Origin of the sequence: Moorella thermoacetica (genome assembly GCF_001267405.1) — a bacterium.
GTDB classification, from domain to species: domain Bacteria; phylum Bacillota; class DSM-521; order Neomoorellales; family Neomoorellaceae; genus Neomoorella; species Neomoorella thermoacetica.
In genome coordinates, this window is the sequence record NZ_CP012369.1 from 2,453,310 (window position 1) to 2,470,024 (window position 16,715).

At 54.6% G+C, this 16,715-nt stretch carries 30 protein-coding genes; all 30 read right to left on the reverse strand.

Annotation, left to right across the window (positions count from 1 at the left end):
- Positions 1 to 285: a KOW domain-containing RNA-binding protein gene (locus MOTHE_RS12130; protein WP_011393914.1), complete on the reverse strand. Its 285-nt coding sequence runs from the start codon at positions 283 to 285 to the stop codon at positions 1 to 3.
- Positions 286 to 308: 23 nt separating this feature from the next.
- Positions 309 to 1,055 carry a type I methionyl aminopeptidase gene (map, locus tag MOTHE_RS12135; protein ID WP_011393915.1) on the reverse strand — a complete coding sequence of 249 codons (747 nt, stop codon included), beginning with the start codon at positions 1,053 to 1,055 and terminating at the stop codon, positions 309 to 311.
- Positions 1,052 to 1,705 carry an adenylate kinase gene (locus MOTHE_RS12140; protein WP_011393916.1) on the reverse strand — a complete coding sequence of 218 codons (654 nt, stop codon included), beginning with the start codon at positions 1,703 to 1,705 and terminating at the stop codon, positions 1,052 to 1,054. Before MOTHE_RS12140 ends, map begins: the two co-directional genes overlap by 4 nt.
- A 20-nt stretch (positions 1,706 to 1,725) precedes the next feature.
- A complete protein-coding gene (secY, locus tag MOTHE_RS12145; protein ID WP_053095173.1) occupies positions 1,726 to 2,988 on the reverse strand; it encodes a preprotein translocase subunit SecY in 1,263 nt (420 codons plus the stop codon).
- Positions 2,989 to 3,429 carry a 50S ribosomal protein L15 gene (rplO, locus tag MOTHE_RS12150; RefSeq protein ID WP_011393918.1) on the reverse strand — a complete coding sequence of 147 codons (441 nt, stop codon included), beginning with the start codon at positions 3,427 to 3,429 and terminating at the stop codon, positions 2,989 to 2,991.
- Between the two features lie 12 nt (positions 3,430 to 3,441).
- Positions 3,442 to 3,624, reverse strand: a complete 183-nt coding sequence (gene rpmD, locus MOTHE_RS12155) for a 50S ribosomal protein L30 (RefSeq protein ID WP_011393919.1) — start codon at positions 3,622 to 3,624, stop codon at positions 3,442 to 3,444.
- Between the two features lie 12 nt (positions 3,625 to 3,636).
- Complete coding sequence (gene rpsE, locus MOTHE_RS12160; RefSeq protein WP_011393920.1) at positions 3,637 to 4,137, reverse strand: 30S ribosomal protein S5; 501 nt, start codon at positions 4,135 to 4,137, stop codon at positions 3,637 to 3,639.
- Between the two features lie 19 nt (positions 4,138 to 4,156).
- Positions 4,157 to 4,522, reverse strand: a complete 366-nt coding sequence (rplR, locus tag MOTHE_RS12165; protein WP_011393921.1) for a 50S ribosomal protein L18 — start codon at positions 4,520 to 4,522, stop codon at positions 4,157 to 4,159.
- 11 nt (positions 4,523 to 4,533) lie between these two features.
- A complete protein-coding gene (gene rplF, locus MOTHE_RS12170) occupies positions 4,534 to 5,085 on the reverse strand; it encodes a 50S ribosomal protein L6 (RefSeq protein ID WP_011393922.1) in 552 nt (183 codons plus the stop codon).
- 16 nt (positions 5,086 to 5,101) lie between these two features.
- Positions 5,102 to 5,494 carry a 30S ribosomal protein S8 gene (rpsH, locus tag MOTHE_RS12175; RefSeq protein WP_036371522.1) on the reverse strand — a complete coding sequence of 131 codons (393 nt, stop codon included), beginning with the start codon at positions 5,492 to 5,494 and terminating at the stop codon, positions 5,102 to 5,104.
- Between the two features lie 36 nt (positions 5,495 to 5,530).
- The gene (locus MOTHE_RS12180) at positions 5,531 to 5,716 is read right to left on the reverse strand and encodes a type Z 30S ribosomal protein S14 (protein WP_011393924.1); all 186 of its coding nucleotides are present in this window, start codon (positions 5,714 to 5,716) and stop codon (positions 5,531 to 5,533) included.
- A gap of 15 nt (positions 5,717 to 5,731) precedes the next feature.
- Positions 5,732 to 6,274, reverse strand: a complete 543-nt coding sequence (gene rplE / locus MOTHE_RS12185; protein WP_011393925.1) for a 50S ribosomal protein L5 — start codon at positions 6,272 to 6,274, stop codon at positions 5,732 to 5,734.
- Between the two features lie 23 nt (positions 6,275 to 6,297).
- Positions 6,298 to 6,624, reverse strand: a complete 327-nt coding sequence (gene rplX / locus MOTHE_RS12190; RefSeq protein ID WP_080997210.1) for a 50S ribosomal protein L24 — start codon at positions 6,622 to 6,624, stop codon at positions 6,298 to 6,300.
- A gap of 21 nt (positions 6,625 to 6,645) precedes the next feature.
- On the reverse strand, positions 6,646 to 7,014 hold the full coding sequence (gene rplN / locus MOTHE_RS12195) for a 50S ribosomal protein L14 (RefSeq protein WP_011393927.1): 369 nt from the start codon (positions 7,012 to 7,014) through the stop codon (positions 6,646 to 6,648).
- A gap of 29 nt (positions 7,015 to 7,043) precedes the next feature.
- A complete protein-coding gene (gene rpsQ, locus MOTHE_RS12200) occupies positions 7,044 to 7,298 on the reverse strand; it encodes a 30S ribosomal protein S17 (protein WP_011393928.1) in 255 nt (84 codons plus the stop codon).
- A 31-nt stretch (positions 7,299 to 7,329) separates the two neighbouring features.
- A complete protein-coding gene (rpmC, locus tag MOTHE_RS12205) occupies positions 7,330 to 7,533 on the reverse strand; it encodes a 50S ribosomal protein L29 (RefSeq protein ID WP_011393929.1) in 204 nt (67 codons plus the stop codon).
- Positions 7,523 to 7,957, reverse strand: coding sequence for a 50S ribosomal protein L16 (gene rplP, locus MOTHE_RS12210; protein ID WP_053095174.1), 435 nt, complete (start codon positions 7,955 to 7,957; stop codon positions 7,523 to 7,525). The genes rpmC and rplP overlap by 11 nt, the downstream gene beginning before the upstream one ends.
- On the reverse strand, positions 7,957 to 8,616 hold the full coding sequence (rpsC, locus tag MOTHE_RS12215; RefSeq protein WP_011393931.1) for a 30S ribosomal protein S3: 660 nt from the start codon (positions 8,614 to 8,616) through the stop codon (positions 7,957 to 7,959). Before rpsC ends, rplP begins: the two co-directional genes overlap by 1 nt.
- Positions 8,617 to 8,620: 4 nt before the next feature.
- Positions 8,621 to 8,959 (reverse strand): 50S ribosomal protein L22, encoded by a 339-nt coding sequence (gene rplV / locus MOTHE_RS12220; RefSeq protein ID WP_011393932.1) that lies wholly within the window; start codon positions 8,957 to 8,959, stop codon positions 8,621 to 8,623.
- A 16-nt stretch (positions 8,960 to 8,975) separates the two neighbouring features.
- Positions 8,976 to 9,260, reverse strand: coding sequence for a 30S ribosomal protein S19 (gene rpsS, locus MOTHE_RS12225; protein ID WP_011393933.1), 285 nt, complete (start codon positions 9,258 to 9,260; stop codon positions 8,976 to 8,978).
- A gap of 23 nt (positions 9,261 to 9,283) precedes the next feature.
- Positions 9,284 to 10,114 (reverse strand): 50S ribosomal protein L2, encoded by an 831-nt coding sequence (gene rplB / locus MOTHE_RS12230; RefSeq protein ID WP_011393934.1) that lies wholly within the window; start codon positions 10,112 to 10,114, stop codon positions 9,284 to 9,286.
- 20 nt (positions 10,115 to 10,134) lie between these two features.
- Positions 10,135 to 10,425: a 50S ribosomal protein L23 gene (rplW, locus tag MOTHE_RS12235; protein ID WP_011393935.1), complete on the reverse strand. Its 291-nt coding sequence runs from the start codon at positions 10,423 to 10,425 to the stop codon at positions 10,135 to 10,137.
- Positions 10,425 to 11,048, reverse strand: a complete 624-nt coding sequence (gene rplD, locus MOTHE_RS12240) for a 50S ribosomal protein L4 (RefSeq protein ID WP_011393936.1) — start codon at positions 11,046 to 11,048, stop codon at positions 10,425 to 10,427. The genes rplW and rplD overlap by 1 nt, the downstream gene beginning before the upstream one ends.
- 6 nt (positions 11,049 to 11,054) lie before the next feature.
- Positions 11,055 to 11,684 (reverse strand): 50S ribosomal protein L3, encoded by a 630-nt coding sequence (gene rplC, locus MOTHE_RS12245; protein ID WP_011393937.1) that lies wholly within the window; start codon positions 11,682 to 11,684, stop codon positions 11,055 to 11,057.
- A gap of 13 nt (positions 11,685 to 11,697) precedes the next feature.
- The gene (gene rpsJ / locus MOTHE_RS12250) at positions 11,698 to 12,006 is read right to left on the reverse strand and encodes a 30S ribosomal protein S10 (RefSeq protein ID WP_011393938.1); all 309 of its coding nucleotides are present in this window, start codon (positions 12,004 to 12,006) and stop codon (positions 11,698 to 11,700) included.
- Positions 12,007 to 12,071: 65 nt separating this feature from the next.
- Positions 12,072 to 13,274 (reverse strand): elongation factor Tu, encoded by a 1,203-nt coding sequence (tuf, locus tag MOTHE_RS12255; protein ID WP_011393939.1) that lies wholly within the window; start codon positions 13,272 to 13,274, stop codon positions 12,072 to 12,074.
- Between the two features lie 119 nt (positions 13,275 to 13,393).
- Positions 13,394 to 15,472: an elongation factor G gene (gene fusA, locus MOTHE_RS12260; RefSeq protein ID WP_053095175.1), complete on the reverse strand. Its 2,079-nt coding sequence runs from the start codon at positions 15,470 to 15,472 to the stop codon at positions 13,394 to 13,396.
- 88 nt (positions 15,473 to 15,560) lie between these two features.
- On the reverse strand, positions 15,561 to 16,031 hold the full coding sequence (rpsG, locus tag MOTHE_RS12265; RefSeq protein ID WP_011393941.1) for a 30S ribosomal protein S7: 471 nt from the start codon (positions 16,029 to 16,031) through the stop codon (positions 15,561 to 15,563).
- Between the two features lie 19 nt (positions 16,032 to 16,050).
- A complete protein-coding gene (rpsL, locus tag MOTHE_RS12270; RefSeq protein WP_011393942.1) occupies positions 16,051 to 16,425 on the reverse strand; it encodes a 30S ribosomal protein S12 in 375 nt (124 codons plus the stop codon).
- A gap of 27 nt (positions 16,426 to 16,452) precedes the next feature.
- On the reverse strand, positions 16,453 to 16,704 hold the full coding sequence (locus MOTHE_RS12275) for a L7Ae/L30e/S12e/Gadd45 family ribosomal protein (protein WP_011393943.1): 252 nt from the start codon (positions 16,702 to 16,704) through the stop codon (positions 16,453 to 16,455).
- Positions 16,705 to 16,715 lie beyond the last annotated feature (11 nt).

Below are 16,715 nucleotides of genomic sequence, written 5' to 3' on the forward strand. Positions count from 1 at the left end.
TTAAGCCCTTTCTGTCCCTAAGAGCTGGGCAATAGCCTGGCGTACTTCAGCGTCGGTAACCATTTCCTTCCGGTTCAAACGCTCCACAATACCCCTGGCAATCTGGTTGACCGGCTGCACGTGGAGAACGTTCTTTAATTTTGGTTTACCGGTGCGCCGTAGTTTCCCGTCAACCAGGTAGACCCGGCCGGGTCCGGCTATTCCCCAAACCAGGAAGGGATGACCGCGATCCCTGCCGGCCCGCGAAAAAACCAGTTGCCCAACTTGCAGTTGTCCTGCTGGCATAACCTCCGCCTCCATCCAGCAAGTTAGAGTAGCGTCAGTATTTCCGGCCCGTTTTCCGTTATCGCTACTGTATGCTCAAAGTGAGCCGAAGGTTGCCCGTCCCTGGTTACCACCGTCCAGCGGTTGGGCAGGGTATATACTTCATGGGTGCCTGCATTGACCATAGGCTCGATGGCCAGGACCATTCCCACCCGCAGTCGGGGACCGTAACCTGGGGGTCCGAAGTTGGGAACCTGGGGGTCTTCATGCATGGCACGGCCCACACCGTGACCCACGTAATCTCGCACTACTGAAAATCCCCTGGCTTCGACGAAGGCCTGGATGGCATGGGAGATATCCGTCAGGCGATTCCCGACTACCGCCTTCTTTATGCCTTCCTGAAGAGCAGCCTGGGTAGCAGCAAGCAACTGCTTTTTGCCGGAATCAATGTCTCCAACTGGAAAGGTTGCAGCCGAATCACCGACATAACCATTTTTTACCACGCCAATGTCAATACTAATAATATCTCCTGCTACCAGCTTCTTTAAACCCGGGATCCCGTGGACAACTTCCTCGTTCACTGACGCACAGATGCTGGCGGGAAAGCCGTGATAACCTTTGAAGGCCGGCACGGCGTCATGCCGGCGGATATACTCCTCGGCAATCCGGTCCAGCTCGCCGGTAGTGATGCCGGGAGCTATATGCTCCTGTAGTTTGGCCAGGGCACCGGCGACTATCCGGCCTGCCTCCCGCATCAGGGCTATTTCCCGGCGCGATTTTAAAATAATCATTGCCAGTCTCTTCCCAGGGCCCTGCCTATAGCCAGGATTACCGCCGGGATGGCCTGGCTGCCGTCAATTTCCTTTAAAAGACCGCGCTGCCGGTAGTAGTTAACGAGGGGAGCCGTCTGCTCGTTATAAACATCCAGGCGCTTGTTCACCGTGGCTTCTGTATCGTCGGCCCGCTGGACCAGATCCTGACCGCAGGCATCACACTTCCCCGGTACTGCAGGCGGGTTATAGCGCACATGATAGGTGGCCCCGCACTGGCGGCAAACCCGGCGCCCTGTCAGGCGCTCCAGCAAAGCATCCCGGGGCACCTCGATGTCAATAACGGCATCCAACCTCTCCCCCCGGCTCGACAGCCAGGAATCCAGGGCTTCCGCCTGGGCTACTGTCCGGGGAAAGCCGTCCAGGAGGAAGCCATTCCGGCAATCAGGTTGAACCAGGCGTTCCTGCACCAACCCAATAGTTACCTCATCAGGAACCAGGCGCCCGCCCTTGATATATACTTCCGCCTGGCGTCCCAGGGGCGTCCCCCTTTTGATCGCCTCGCGGAACATATCGCCGGTAGAAATATGGGGTATGGCCAGGCGCTGGTTAATCTCCCTGGCCTGGGTCCCTTTCCCGGCGCCGGGTGGTCCAAGTAATACCAAGCGCATGCCTTTAAGCCTCCCGGTTGTTATTTCATAAAGCCCTGGTAGTGCCGCAACAACAGGTGGGATTCCAGTTGTTTCATGGTTTCCAGTGCCACACCCACGACAATCAGCAGGGAAGTGCCGCCGAAATAGACGTTGATCCCGGTGATAGCCATGAGAAGATTGGGCAGTACGGCAATAAACGCCAGGAAAATAGCCCCGGCCAGGGTTACCCGGGCCAGGATCCGTTCAATATACTCGGCCGTAGGACGCCCTGGTCTTAAGCCCGGTATAAAACCACCATATTTCTTCATATTATCGGCCACGTCCTGGGGGTTAAAGGTCACAGCCGTATAAAAATAGGTAAAGAAGATAATTAACAGGGCATACAGGATCATATAGAAAGCCGACCGGGGATCGAAGAACCGGACTATTGTCTGGGCCAAACTGCTCTGGGGAAACCAGGACGCCAGGGTACTGGGAAAGAGCAGGATGGACATGGCAAAGATTACGGGAATAACCCCTGCCTGATTGACTTTCAGGGGTATATGGGTGCTCTGGCCACCATAGACACGCCAGCCCACCACCCGTTTGGCATACTGGACGGCAATCCGGCGTTCCCCTTCCTGTACTGCCACCACGGCAGCTATAATAAGCACAGCCACAATGGCAAAGACAAGCAGGGAAATAATATTGACCGTTCCTGAGGTAACGTACTGGTAGAGGCTGGCCGCCCCTGCCGGCAGGCGCGATACTATACCGGCAAAGATGATCAGGGAGATGCCATTGCCGATACCCTTTTCGGTAATCTGTTCGCCCATCCACATAAGAAAAGTCGTTCCCGCTGTAAGCATTATAACTACCACCAGGTAGTTATAAAGGCCCGGCCGCAGGAAGGCATGGGAGCGAGCCAGGTACAGGCCCATGCCCAGGGCCTGGAGTATACTTAAAATAACTGTCCCGTAGCGTGTATACTGGACGATTTTTTTTCGGCCCTCAATATCCTCCTTGGCCAGGCGCTCCAGGGCCGGGATGACCACTGTCAGGAGCTGCATGATAATCGAGGCATTGATGTAGGGCATAATGCCCATGGCAAAGATGGTAAAGCGCTTAAAAGCCCCGCCGGAAATTACGTCAAAAAACCCGAAGATCGTCCCGGTACCAATCAATTCCTTTAAAATGGCATTGTTGATACCCGGTACCGGAACATGGGCACCCAGGCGAAAGACTACAAACATGAGCAAAGTGAAAAAAATCTTCTTCCGCAGGTCTTCCAGTTTCCAGGCGCTGGCCAGGGTGTCTAGCACCTACATCACCTCGACTTTGCCGCCGGCAGCCTCAATCTTTTCAATGGCTTTACGGCTAGCCGCCTGAACCTTGACAGTCAACTTTTTGGTCAGTTCGCCGTCACCGAGGATCTTCACCCCATCCCGGGCCTGCTTCACCAGGCCGGCGTCATGAAGCAGTTCTGGCGTAACCACGGTCTCAGGCTCAAACCGCTCGAGTTCACCAACATTAATGGGTACCAGTTTCCGGGCAAAGATATTGGTAAACCCCCGCTTGGGCAGACGCCGGGTCAGGGGCATCTGACCGCCTTCGAAACCCCGGCGAACACCGCCGCCGGAACGGGCTTTCTGACCTTTATGCCCGCGTCCGGAGGTCTTGCCCAGGCCGGAGCCTATACCCCGGCCTACCCGGGTGGCGCGGGGACGGGAACCGGGAGCTGGATGTAATTCGTGGAGACGCACCATAATCACCTCCTATTCGATGGATTCAACCCGGACCAGGTGGGCCAGTTTCTGGACCTGCCCCCTGGTTACCGGCGTATCCGGGCAAACTACCTGCCGGTGGAGTTTCTTCAATCCCATGGCCCGGGCCGTTTTCCTCTCGGTCTCCGGCCGGCCAATGAGGCTCTTGACAAGGGTTATCCTTAAATTTGCCACTGCCTATTCCTCCTAGCCGATAAGCTCGGCAACCGTTTTACCCCGGAGGCGGGCCACTTCTTCCGCTCGCTTCAGACCCTTCAAACCCTCGATAGTGGCATAAACGGCATTATTGGGGTTGGCCGAGCCAAGGCTCTTCGTTAAAATATCACGGATACCCGCAGCCTCGAGAACCGCTCGTACAGGGCCTCCGGCGATAACGCCGGTACCAGGAGCCGCGGGTTTTAATAAAACCTTACCTGCCCCAAAATGACCAATGATTTCATGGGGAATGGTTGTACCTACCATAGGGACTTTAATAAGATTCTTCTTCGCATCTTCGATACCTTTGCGGATAGCTTCCGGGACCTCGCTGGCCTTTCCCAGTCCGGCGCCGACATGGCCCTTGCCATCACCGACAACTACCAGGGCAGCAAAGCTAAAGCGGCGACCGCCTTTAACCACTTTGGCCACCCGGTTAACGCTAACCACCTTTTCCGTCAGGTCGAGTTCCCTGGCTTCGATGCGCGCCATTTTTCCCCTCCTTCCCTCCTTAGAAATTAAGTCCCGCTTCCCGGGCACCTTCGGCTACAGCAGCGATGCGACCATGATAAATATTACCGCCGCGATCAAAAACTACTTTATTGATGCCCTTAGCCAGGGCCTTCCGGGCAATAAGCTCGCCCACTTTCCTGGCGGCAGTTATATTCCCGGTGGATTCCAGTCCCTTGAGGGCCGGATCAAGGGTCGAAGCGGCTACCAGGGTAACGCCCCTAGTATCGTCAATCACCTGGGCATAAATATGGCGGAGGCTGCGATAAACGCTCAAGCGAGGCCGCTCCGGGGTACCCATGAGACGCCGCCGGACCCGCAGGTGTTTCCGCTGCCGCGCGAGTTTCCGGTCTTTCTTGATGAACATCCCTTTACCTCCTATTTCTTACCGCCCTTGGCGCCAGTTTTACCAACCTTGCGCCTGATGTACTCTCCCTCATATTTGATTCCTTTACCCTTATAGGGTTCCGGGGGCCGCACGTCGCGAATCTTAGCCGCCAGGGCGCCAACCGCCTCTTTATCAATCCCTTTAACAATTACTTTGTTGGGAGCCGGTACTTCAATTTCCAACCCCTCACCGGGTACCATCTCCACCGGATGGGAGTATCCCACCGAAAGAACCAGTTTGTTCCCCTGCTTGGCGGCCCGGTAACCGACGCCTACCAGCTCAAGCCCTTTTTCAAAACCGCGGGTTACGCCGTCGACCATATTTTGGAGCAGGGCGCGGGAGAGGCCATGGAGGGCGCGATGAGGTTTGGCATCCGAGGGACGGCTAACCTGCAGTTCCTCGCCTTCCCGGCTGATGGTTATCTCGGCCGGAAACTGGCGCGTCAGTTTTCCCTTGGGGCCCTTGACGGTAACTGTATTGCCCTCAATGTTTACCTCTACTCCAGCCGGTATCTTGACCGGTTTCTTACCTATCCGTGACACCCGATCACCTCCAGTCCTACCAGATGTAGCAGATTACCTCGCCGCCGACACCTTGCCGGCGGGCTTCCTTATCCGTCAGGATACCTTTACTGGTGGAAATTACGGCTACGCCCAGGCCCCCCAGTACCCTGGGGATCTCTCCCTTCTTGGCATAGACCCTCAGGCCCGGGCGGCTGATACGTTTCAAACCGGTAATCACCTTTTCCTTGTTGGGACCGTACTTGAGATAAAGCCTTAATATGCCCTGCTTGTTGTCTTCGATATACTCATAGTTCTTAATATAACCCTCGTTCTTTAGAATCTCAGCCAGGGCCCGCTTTACCCTGGAGGCCGGTACCTCTACCTTTTCCTGATAGACCATGTTCGCATTGCGGATGCGGGTCAGGAAATCTGCAATGGGATCGGTCATCAACTGCAACTACCCCCTTCCTACTAGTCCCCGCAGTTACCAGCTGGCTTTAACGATGCCGGGAAGTTCTCCTTTGTATGCTAGTTCCCGGAAACAGATCCGGCACAGGCCAAACTTCCGCATATAACCGTGGGGACGCCCGCAGCGCAGGCAGCGGTTATAAGCGCGTACTTTAAATTTCTGGGGTCGAGCTTGTTTAACGCGCAAAGATTTCTTGGCCATGGACTTCCTCCTTAATCAATGCTCCCGGAAGGGCATACCGAAGCCACGTAAGAGCTCTCGGGCTTCTTCATCACTCTTTGCCGTCGTTACCATGACTATATCCATGCCCCGGACCTTGTCAATTTTATCGTATTCGATCTCGGGGAAGATCAATTGTTCTCTAATGCCCAGGGTATAATTTCCCCGGCCATCAAAGGAATTGGGAGATACACCGTGGAAATCCCTTACCCGGGGCAGAGCCACGTTGATCAAGCGGTCCAGGAACTCATACATGCGGTCGCCCCGCAAGGTAACCTTGCAGCCAATACTGGTCCCCTGGCGCAGTTTGAAGGCAGCAATGGATTTTTTGGCCTTGGTGACGACAGGCTTCTGGCCGGTTATGGTCATGAGATCCTGAACGGCATTATCGATAGCCTTGGGGTTCTGCGTGGCCTCGCTTACGCCCATATTGATTACGATCTTCTCCAGTTTGGGTATCTCCATTATATTTTTATAGCCAAATTTTGCCTGTAAGGCTTTACGAATCTCTTGAAGGTACTTTTCTTTCAATCTGGCCACAATCAGCCCTCCTCTACCTGGGCTTAATCAATGACTTCGCCGCACTTTTTACAGACCCGGGTTTTCGTACCGTCAGCCAGGATCTGGTGACCAATCCTGGTGGGACGGTTGCATTTATTGCAAAACAGCATGACATTGCTGCTGGCTACCGGGGCCTCTTTTTCTATAATACCCCCCTGGGGCATTTTCTGGGTCGGGCGGGTATGCCGCTTAACGATATTGACTCCCTCCACCACAACCCGCCCCCTGGCGGGCTCGACACTCAGGACTTTACCCTTTTTACCGGCATCTTTGCCGGTGATTACCATGACGGTATCACCTTTTTTAACGTGCACCCTGGGTGTGGCCAAGGTATTTCCACCTCCCTTTCCTTAGAGAACTTCCGGGGCCAGGGAAATGATCTTCATAAAATCTTTTTCCCGCAGTTCCCGGGCCACAGGTCCAAAAATCCGCGTGCCCCTGGGATTGTTCTGCTCGTTGATAATTACCGCCGCGTTCTCGTTGAATCTAATATAGGAACCGTCCGGTCGTTTGACAGCCTTTTTGGTCCGTACTACTACCGCCCGGACGACATCGCCCTTTTTAACCACGCCCCCTGGCGTTGCTTCTTTAACCGATGCGATTATCACATCGCCGACGCTGGCATAACGCCGTTTGGACCCGCCTAGAACGCGGATGCACATTAGCTTGCGCGCGCCGGTATTGTCGCCGACTTTGAGAAGCGTCTGCTGCTGGATCATAATTTACCCCCTTCCCTGCAAAGATGCGGTTACCTGGCTCTTTCCATAATCTCCACCACCCGCCACCTTTTCTCTTTACTCAAAGGACGGGTTTCCATAATCCTAACTTTATCGCCGATACGACACTCGTTCTTTTCGTCATGGGCCTTGAATTTCCTGGTGTGCCTAATAATTTTATTTAATAACGGGTGGCGTACCCGGTCTTCTACTGCTACCACAACCGTTTTATCCATTTTATCGCTGACTACACTGCCAACCCGGGTCTTACGATAGTTCCGTTCCAAAGAAGCTGCCCCCCTTCCTGGCCGGGCTGGTTTAAGCCCGTTGCTGTTTTAATTCCCGTTCCCGCAGGATAGTTTTGGCCCGGGCGATGCTTCGCCGGACTTCTTTGAGCCGCATGGGATTATCCATCTGGTTGGTTGCCAGCTGAAAACGCAGGTTAAAGAGTTCCTGCTTAAGTTCGTTTACCTTCTGCCGGAGTTCCTCGGTGGTCAAATCACGAATTTCTTTAGCCTTCATTGGCGTCACCACCCAGTCCCGTACGTTTGATGAATTTAGTTTTGATGGGTAGCTTATGGGCCGCCAGGCACATGGCTTCACGGGCTACTTCTTCAGAAACGCCGGCCATTTCAAAGAGTATCCGCCCGGGTTTGACTACTGCCACCCAGTATTCAGGAGCCCCTTTACCGCTACCCATACGGGTTTCTGCCGGTTTGGCGGTGATAGGGGTATCGGGAAAGATCTTGATCCATACCTTGCCACCACGTTTGATATAACGTGTCATGGCAATACGGGAAGCCTCAATCTGGCGACTGGTAATCCAAGCCGGTTCAAGGGCCTGCAAGCCATAATCGCCAAAGGTTACTTCGTTGCCCCGGGTGGCCTTGCCCTGGGTTCCTGGCCGGTGAGGCTTACGATACTTTACTCTTTTGGGCATTAACATTATTTACTGCCCCCTTCCCGAACCCGTGCCCGCTCGGGCAGGACTTCACCTTTATATATCCAAACCTTAACGCCAATTTTACCATAGGTTGTATTGGCCTCGGCAAAGCCGTAGTCAATATCAGCCCGGAGGGTATGGAGGGGAACTTTACCCTCACTATACCATTCCGTCCGGGCGATCTCAGCTCCGGCCAGGCGGCCACCGCAGGCAATCTTGATGCCCTGAGCGCCCAGGCGCATGGCCCGGCCTACGGCCTGTTTCATGGCCCGCCGGAAGGCAATGCGCTTTTCTAATTGGGCAGCGACATTCTCGGCTACCAGCTGGGCATTGAGTTCCGGTTTTTTGATCTCAGCGATATTTAGATTTACCTGCTTGCCGGTTAACCGTTCCAGGTCTTTGCGGAGAGCTTCAACTTCGGCGCCACCCCGGCCGATAACAATCCCCGGTTTTGCAGTATTTACAATTACTTTAATGCGATTGGCCGCCCGTTCAATTTCCACACTGGCAATACCCGCCTGGTAAAGACGCTTTTTAATGAACTCGCGAATTTTGAGGTCCTCGTGGAGGAGAGTTTTATATTCTTTGCCAGCGTACCAGCGGGAGTCCCAATCGCGGATTATCCCCAGGCGTAACCCCTTGGGGTGCACTTTTTGGCCCACGAAATTAGTCCTCCTTTTCCCCGACCACTACGGTTATATGGCTGGTGCGTTTACGCCGGATATTTGCCCGGCCCATAGCGCGCGGCTGGTAACGTTTCAGGGTCGGACCTTCATCCACATAGGCGCGGCTGACAACCAGGTTACTGGCGTCCAGGTCGTAGTTATGCTCAGCATTAGCTACGGCTGATTTCAAAACTTTGGCCACAACCCGGCTTCCCCTTTTGGGAGTCACCATTAAAATAGCTTCCGCTTCCCGTACTCCTTTACCACGGATCAGGTCAATTACCTGGCGTACCCGCCGCGGGGAGATCCGGATATATCTGGCCACTGCTTTAGCTTCCATCCAGTTATTTACCCCCTTACTTCAGCGCCGTAGAGCGCTCCGTATGGGCGCCATGCCCCCGGAACACACGGGTGGGAGCAAATTCACCCAGCTTGTGGCCGACCATATCTTCGGTGATATAAATCGGTACGTGTTTGCGCCCGTCATGGACGGCTATTGTATGGCCCACCATTTCGGGAAAAATCGTCGACCGGCGGGACCAGGTCTTGATAACCCGTTTCTCGCCTTTCTCGTTCATGTCAATTATCTTTTTCAGGAGCTTTGCATCGCAGTACGGCCCTTTTTTCAGGGACCGGCCCATACCTGGGAACCCCCTTTCACCCCTTATTTATTCCGTGGCTTTACAATTAACTTATCGGATAGCTTCCGCTTCTTGCGGGTCTTGGCACCCATGGCCGGTTTGCCCCAGGGCGTAACCGGATGTTTGCGGCCGACAGGAGCCCGGCCTTCACCGCCACCATGGGGGTGGTCAACCGGGTTCATTACCACACCGCGAACCGTCGGCCGGATGCCCAACCAGCGTTTGCGCCCGGCTTTACCAATGTTAATATTCTCCCAGTCCAGGTTGCCAACTTGCCCCACGGTGGCGCGGCAGCTTTCCTGAACCTTACGAACTTCGCCCGAGGGCAGCCGAAGCAGGGCATAGCCGCCTTCTTTGGCCATTAACTGGGCCCCGGCGCCGGCCGAACGGGCCATCTGGCCGCCCTTGCCAGGCTTAAGTTCGACATTATGCACCATGGTGCCAACGGGTATCTGGCTCAGGGGCAAGGCATTGCCTACCTTAATATCAGCCTCCGGGCCGCTGATTACCTGGTCCCCAACCTGCAGGTTTTCCGGAGCCAGGATGTAGCGTTTTTCCCCGTCGGCGTAATTGATTAAGGCAATATTGGCCGAGCGGTTGGGATCATATTCTATAGTTGCCACGCGGCCGGGAATGCCATCTTTATCACGCTTGAAGTCAATCACGCGATAAAGACGCTTATGACCCCCGCCCCGGTGACGCACGGTCAGGCGGCCCTGGTTATTCCGCCCCCCTGTCTTCTTCAAGGGCTCAACCAGGGGTTTATAAGGTTCTGTTGCAGTGATCTCGGCAAAGGTGGAAACCGTCATCTGCCGCCTGCCAGGGGAAGTAGGTTTAAACTTCTTAATTGCCATCCCTGTTCTCTCCTTTTAGGCTACTCCAGCCCTTCGAAGACCTGGATCTTATCACCCGGTCTCAAGGTAACAATGGCTTTTTTCCGGTCAGACTGGCGGCCCTGGAAACGGCCGACCCGGCGCAACTTACCTCTTTCCATCAGGGTATTGACCTTTAAAACCTTCACGTTGAAGAGTTTTTCAATGGCATGCTTGATTTCGATCTTATTGGCACCAGGATCGACCAGAAAGGTGTATTTGTTATCGGCCATTAAGCCGGTAGATTTCTCCGTTACCAGGGGCCGGATAATAATTTCTTCAGGAGTCCGCATCAGGCCAGCACCTCCTGTACCCTGGCCACCGCGTCTTTAGTAATGACCAGTTTATCATGGGCGAGCAGGTCGTAAACGTTTATGCCGTCGGAGGTTAAAAACCTGACTCCAGGGAGGTTGCGAGCTGACAATTCAACGTTGGGCTCCCTGGTGGCCGTGACTACCAGGGCTTTATTTTCCGCGTTCAGGTTCTTTAAGATATGAGCCATATCCTTGGTCCGGGGTTTTTCCATTTTAAGTTCGTCCAGAACTATGATATTACCGTCACGTACTTTGCTGGCCAAGGCTGAACGCAGGGCCAGGCGTCGTACTTTCTTGGGCAACCTATAGCCATAATCCCGGGGCTGAGGCCCAAAAATAACCGCTCCGCCCCGCCACAGGGGTGAACGGATGCTGCCGGCGCGAGCCCGGCCGGTTCCTTTCTGCCGCCAGGGTTTGCGGCCGCCACCGCTGACATCGGCCCAGCCGCGGGTCGCTGCCGTGCCCCGCCGCCTGCTGGCTAGTTGCATAACCACCGCATCGTGAAGGACGGCTTCATTGACCTCGCCACCAAAGACGCTGTCGTCAAGATCGACTTCGCCCACCTGCTGGCCCTGGATATTATATAAGGCAACTCTGGGCATCCCCTATTAGCCCCCCTTTACAGAATTCTTGATAACCAGCAGCCCATGCCTGGGACCTGGTACAGAGCCCTTGATTAAAAGCAGGTTCCGCTCAGGATCGTTTCTAACGACCTCGAGTCCTTGTACAGTCACCCTAACCGCACCCAGGTGACCGGGCAACCGGCGTCCTTTGAAAACTCGGGCCGGTCCTTTAGCTGCCAGGGAGCCGGGCCGGCGATGATACTTGGACCCGTGCTCCATGGGACCGCGGTGAAAGCCATGACGCTTGATACCCCCGGCAAACCCCTTGCCCTTGGAGATGCCTGTCACGTCAACCTTCTCACCGGGGCTAAAAACGTCCGCTTTAATCTCCTGGCCTACCTGGTATTCCCCCGAGTTTTCCAGGCGAAATTCGCGGATATAGCGAAAGGGGGTCACCCCTGCTTTGTTAAAGTAACCCAGGAGGGGCTTGTTGACCTTTCTTTCCTTGACCGGCTCGAAACCGACCTGAACAGCGTCGTAGCCATCGGTAGAAGTTTCCTTTTTACGAATTACGACACAGGGGCCTGCCTGGATAACGGTTACCGGGATAGCCCGCCCCGTCTCATCGAATACCTGGGTCATACCGATTTTTTTCCCTAAAATACCCTTGCGCACCTGATCTTACCCCCTAGAGCTTGATCTCAATGTCGACCCCGGCCGGGAGATCCAGGCGCATCAAAGCATCCACCGTTTTCGGCGTCGGCTCGAGAATATCGATTAACCGCTTATGGGTCCGCATCTCAAACTGCTCCCGGGAATCCTTATTGACATGGGGTGAACGAAGAATTGTAAAAATGTTCTTCTCCGTCGGCAAAGGAATAGGACCTGAGACAACCGCACCCGTCCGCCTGGCGGTGTCGACGATTTTTTGCGAGGATTGATCTAGCACCCGGTGATCAAAGGCCTTTAAGCGAATACGTATCTTCTGCCTCGCCATGCGTTAATTACCCTCCTTCATGGCACGGGATCAGGCGTAACGCCTGATCCCTTACCGCTCCTTAATTATTCGATAATCCCGGTAACAACGCCGGCGCCGACAGTACGACCACCTTCGCGGATAGCGAAACGCAGGCCTTCTTCAATAGCAATGGGGGTAATGAGCTCAATGGTCATACGGATGTTATCGCCCGGCATGACCATCTCTACACCTTCGGGGAGGTTTACCACGCCGGTAACGTCGGTAGTCCGGAAATAGAACTGGGGCCGGTAGCCATTAAAGAAGGGAGTATGCCGGCCACCTTCCTCTTTGGTCAGGACGTAAACCTCGGCATTGAATTTGGTATGGGGTTTAATGCTGCCCGGTTTGGCCAGGACCATACCGCGCTCGACCTCTTTGCGGTCGACACCACGGAGGAGGGTGCCGATATTGTCACCAGCAACGGCTTCGTCGAGGATCTTGCGGAACATCTCCACACCGGTGACTACCGTCTTGCGGATCTCGTCGCGCAGGCCGATAATCTCGACTTCATCCCCGACTTTGACCTTGCCCCTCTCCACCCTGCCGGTGGTCACGGTACCGCGGCCGGTAATGGTGAAGACGTCTTCAATGGGCATCAGGAAAGGTTTGTCGGTGTCACGCTCGGGTGTAGGAATATAGCTGTCTACGGCATCCATCAGCTCCCACACCTTGCCGCACCATTCGCATTCCCGTTTGCCGCAACCGCATTCCATGGCTTTCAGGGCGCTGCCGGTGACAATAGGAATCTCATCGCCCGGGAATTCATATTCAGTTAAAAGCTCCCGGACTTCCATCTCCACGAGTTCCAGGAGTTCGGGATCGTCTACCTGGTCAACTTTATTCAGGAAAACAACGATGTAAGGAACGCCTACCTGGCGGGCCAGAAGGATGTGTTCACGGGTCTGGGGCATGGGACCGTCGGCCGCTGATACTACCAGGATGGCACCGTCCATCTGTGCCGCACCGGTAATCATGTTCTTGACGTAGTCGGCGTGACCCGGGCAGTCAACATGGGCATAGTGCCTTTTCTCGGTTTCGTACTCTACGTGGGCCGTGGCGATGGTAATTCCACGTTCTCTCTCTTCCGGCGCCTTATCAATCTGATCGTAGGCCGTAGGTACAGCGCCGCCGGCCTTGGCCAGGCAGAAGGTAATGGCTGCCGTCAGGGTCGTCTTGCCATGGTCAACGTGCCCGATGGTACCAACGTTGACATGGGGTTTCGTGCGTTCATATTTTTGTTTGGCCATAGTCTTTTAGCCTCCTTAAAATATAGCTCTTTTAGCTCTATAATTTGGGCTATGTTTCCAGGGGAGGGTATCTTCCTCCCCAACTCAAAACTAAATCGTCAGTAAGGTGACTACCTTCCTTAGGCACCCTGGCGCTTGCTGATAATCTCCTCAGCAATATTTTTGGGGACCTCTTCGTAGTGGTCAAATTGCATGACGTAGGTACCCCGACCCTGGGTGCGTGAACGCAGGTCAGTGGCATACCCGAACATCTCCGCCAGAGGTACGTGGGCGCGGATAACCTGGGCACCGGCCCGGGGTTCCATACCCTCGACCCGGCCCCGGCGCGAGTTCAGGTCGCCGATTACGTCACCCATATACTCATCGGGAACAACAACTTCAACCCTCATAACCGGTTCCAGCAGAACAGGCTGGGCCTTTTTGGCGGCATCCTTAAAGGCCAGGGAACCGGCAATCTTGAAGGCCATTTCCGACGAATCCACTTCATGGTAGGATCCGTCAACCAGGGTCGCCCGAACGTCTACCACCGGGTAACCGGCCAGGACGCCGTTGGCCATAGCCTCCTGGATGCCGGCATCCACTGCCGGGATATATTCCTTGGGAATGACTCCGCCGACAATTTTGTTGACAAACTCATAACCCTTGCCGGGTTCCTGCGGTTCTATCTCGATGATTACATGGCCGTACTGGCCGTGACCACCGGTCTGGCGAATAAATTTACCCTCGGCTTTAACAGGCCGGCGAATAGTCTCTTTATAAGCTACCTGGGGCCGGCCAACCTTGGCTCCGACTTTGAACTCCCGCAGGAGACGATCCACGATAATCTCCAGATGTAGTTCGCCCATACCTGAAATAATGGTTTGTCCCGTCTCCTGGTCAGTGTACATTCTAAAGGTCAGGTCCTCTTCGGCCAGCTTTTGCAGCGCGATGCTCATTTTTTCCTGGTCAGCCTTGATTTTCGGTTCAATGGCCACCGAAATAACCGGCTCCGGAAATTCCATTGCTTCCAGGACAATAGGATGTTGCTCATCGCACAGGGTATCCCCGGTGGTGGTTTCTTTAAGCCCCACGGCCGCCGCGATATCGCCGGCATAGGCCTCATCTATCTCTTCCCGGTGATTGGCGTGCATGCGTAAAATCCGGCCGATGCGTTCCCGGCGTCCCTTGGTCGAGTTGTAAACATAAGAGCCGGATTTCAGGGTGCCGGAATAAACCCTGAAGAAGGTTAGTTTGCCTACATAAGGATCGGCCATGATTTTAAAGGCCAAAGCCGCAAAAGGTTCGTTATCGCTGGAATGGCGTTCGTCTTCATCGCCGGTTTCCGGATCCACGCCTTGAATAGCCGGGACGTCAGTCGGTGCCGGCAGAAAATCAACTATGGCGTCCAGCAGGGGCTGAACTCCTTTGTTTTTAAAGGAAGATCCGCAGAGTACCGGCACCATTTTCACAGCAATGGTCGCTTTACGAATACCGGCTTTAATCTCCTCCGGCGTCAATTCCTCGCCTTCCAGGTATTTGATCATTAGCTCCTCATCGCTTTCGGCTACAGCCTCCAGCAGTTTTTCCCGGTACTCCTGCACCAGGTCTTCCATCTCGGCAGGGATTGGTTCCTCATCCAGGGTGGTTCCTAATTCATCGGTATAATAAATGGCCTTCATGTTAATCAGGTCCACCATACCCTGGAAGCTATCCTCCGCGCCGATAGGCAACTGGATAGGCACCGGGTTGGCTCCCAGGCGTTCGGCAATCATCCGCACGCCCCGGAAGAAATCGGCCCCGACGCGATCCATCTTGTTGATGTAGGCAATTCTAGGTACACCATATTTATCGGCCTGGCGCCAGACGGTTTCCGACTGGGGTTCTACCCCACCTACGGAACAAAAGACAGCCACAGCACCATCCAGGACCCGCAGGGAACGTTCTACCTCAACGGTAAAATCCACGTGGCCTGGCGTGTCGATAATGTTAATGCGATGATTCCGCCAGAAACAGGTGGTTGCCGCTGAAGTAATGGTAATTCCCCGTTCCTGTTCTTGAATCATCCAGTCCATGGTAGCATTACCATCATGGACTTCTCCCATACGGTGTTCCCGGCCAGTGTAAAAAAGTATTCGTTCGGTGGTAGTAGTTTTACCGGCATCAATATGGGCCATAATGCCGATATTTCTGGTTTTTTCTAGTGGGTATTCTCGAGCCATATTTTCATCCCTTCTGTTAATCAGGTTGCAGGACACCGGTGGTCACCGTGCGGCGAGCCCCCGGTCCCCGGGCCCCTGACCCCCACGCCTACCACCGGTAATGAGCGAAGGCTTTATTGGCTTCTGCCATCTTGTGGGTATCTTCCCGTTTCTTCACTGCCCCGCCAGTATTATTGGCAGCATCAATTAACTCGGCAGCCAGCTTTTCCTGCATACTCTTGCCGCTCCTGGCCCGCGCATAATTGACCAGCCAGCGGATTCCCAGAGTCTGCCGCCGTTCCGGCCGTACCTCAACTGGTACCTGATAGTTGGCGCCACCAACCCGTCGAGCCTTGACTTCCAGGACCGGCATAACGTTTTTTAAGGCTTGTTCAAAAACTTCCACCGGGTCCTTACCGGTTTTGTTTTTGATTATTTCAAAGGCGTCATAACAAATCCGCTGGGCAAGAGACTTTTTACCATCAAGCATTACCTGGTTTATCAATTTGGTAACCTTGGTATTCCCGTAGAGCGGGTCCGCCAGCACGGCCCGTCGGGGAACTCTGCCTCGCCGTGGCAATCTTATCCCCCCTTACCTGCTACTTCTTGGGCCGTTTGGCCCCGTATTTGGAGCGACCCTGGTTGCGATTCTGCACTCCGGCGGCATCCAGGGTACCCCGTACAATATGGTATCTGACACCCGGAAGGTCCTTTACCCGGCCACCCCTTACCAGAACCACCGAGTGTTCCTGCAGGTTATGCCCAATGCCGGGGATGTAGGCGGTAACTTCAATGCCATTGGTCAAGCGGACCCGGGCGACTTTACGCAGGGCAGAATTCGGTTTCTTCGGTGTAGTTGTATAAACGCGGGTGCAGACGCCCCGTTTTTGGGGTGATTCTTTTAAAGCCGGGGCCGTTGACTTGCGCACGACCTTTTCCCTTGCCTGCCGCACCAGTTGCTGGATAGTCGGCATCCTCTCCTCTCCACCTCCTTCCCCGGTTTATTCTTCAAGGATAGCGGCTGAGGCCGAGCCAACCTCAATGCTGCAGGCCCGCCCCAGCTCTTTCATTGAATCCACTTCGATTACTTCAATACCACGTTCACGGCAGAGCTGCCAGAGGGGCTCTGTTACATGGCTTTCGGCGTCCCGGGCTATGAAAACTACCCTGGCCTTCCCCTGGCTGACAGCCTTGGTTACCTGTTTGGTACCCACGGCCCTTTTCTTGGCCGTCCGTAAACGTTCATAGGGCATAAATCAACCCC

What these genes read in the sequence shown, in the direction of transcription:
- MOTHE_RS12140 (WP_011393916.1), bottom strand. Translation starts at nt 1,705, where the DNA reads ATGCGCTTGGTATTACTTGGACCACCCGGCGCCGGGAAAGGGACCCAG.
- rpsH (WP_036371522.1), bottom strand. Translation starts at nt 5,494, where the DNA reads ATGACCGATCCCATTGCAGATTTCCTGACCCGCATCCGCAATGCGAAC.
- rplP (WP_053095174.1), bottom strand. Translation starts at nt 7,957, where the DNA reads ATGTTAATGCCCAAAAGAGTAAAGTATCGTAAGCCTCACCGGCCAGGA.
- rplR (WP_011393921.1), bottom strand. Translation starts at nt 4,522, where the DNA reads ATGTTCATCAAGAAAGACCGGAAACTCGCGCGGCAGCGGAAACACCTG.
- rplD (WP_011393936.1), bottom strand. Translation starts at nt 11,048, where the DNA reads ATGCCCAGAGTTGCCTTATATAATATCCAGGGCCAGCAGGTGGGCGAA.
- rplN (WP_011393927.1), bottom strand. Translation starts at nt 7,014, where the DNA reads ATGATCCAGCAGCAGACGCTTCTCAAAGTCGGCGACAATACCGGCGCG.
- MOTHE_RS12130 (WP_011393914.1), bottom strand. Translation starts at nt 285, where the DNA reads ATGCCAGCAGGACAACTGCAAGTTGGGCAACTGGTTTTTTCGCGGGCC.
- rpsJ (WP_011393938.1), bottom strand. Translation starts at nt 12,006, where the DNA reads ATGGCGAGGCAGAAGATACGTATTCGCTTAAAGGCCTTTGATCACCGG.
- tuf (WP_011393939.1), bottom strand. Translation starts at nt 13,274, where the DNA reads ATGGCCAAACAAAAATATGAACGCACGAAACCCCATGTCAACGTTGGT.
- rplW (WP_011393935.1), bottom strand. Translation starts at nt 10,425, where the DNA reads ATGCGGACTCCTGAAGAAATTATTATCCGGCCCCTGGTAACGGAGAAA.
- MOTHE_RS12275 (WP_011393943.1), bottom strand. Translation starts at nt 16,704, where the DNA reads ATGCCCTATGAACGTTTACGGACGGCCAAGAAAAGGGCCGTGGGTACC.
- map (WP_011393915.1), bottom strand. Translation starts at nt 1,055, where the DNA reads ATGATTATTTTAAAATCGCGCCGGGAAATAGCCCTGATGCGGGAGGCA.
- MOTHE_RS12180 (WP_011393924.1), bottom strand. Translation starts at nt 5,716, where the DNA reads ATGGCCAAGAAATCTTTGCGCGTTAAACAAGCTCGACCCCAGAAATTT.
- rpmC (WP_011393929.1), bottom strand. Translation starts at nt 7,533, where the DNA reads ATGAAGGCTAAAGAAATTCGTGATTTGACCACCGAGGAACTCCGGCAG.
- rpsL (WP_011393942.1), bottom strand. Translation starts at nt 16,425, where the DNA reads ATGCCGACTATCCAGCAACTGGTGCGGCAGGCAAGGGAAAAGGTCGTG.
- rplB (WP_011393934.1), bottom strand. Translation starts at nt 10,114, where the DNA reads ATGGCAATTAAGAAGTTTAAACCTACTTCCCCTGGCAGGCGGCAGATG.
- fusA (WP_053095175.1), bottom strand. Translation starts at nt 15,472, where the DNA reads ATGGCTCGAGAATACCCACTAGAAAAAACCAGAAATATCGGCATTATG.
- rpsS (WP_011393933.1), bottom strand. Translation starts at nt 9,260, where the DNA reads ATGGGCCGGTCCCTGAAAAAAGGGCCGTACTGCGATGCAAAGCTCCTG.
- rpsE (WP_011393920.1), bottom strand. Translation starts at nt 4,137, where the DNA reads ATGGCGCGCATCGAAGCCAGGGAACTCGACCTGACGGAAAAGGTGGTT.
- rplV (WP_011393932.1), bottom strand. Translation starts at nt 8,959, where the DNA reads ATGGAAGCTAAAGCAGTGGCCAGATATATCCGGATCTCCCCGCGGCGG.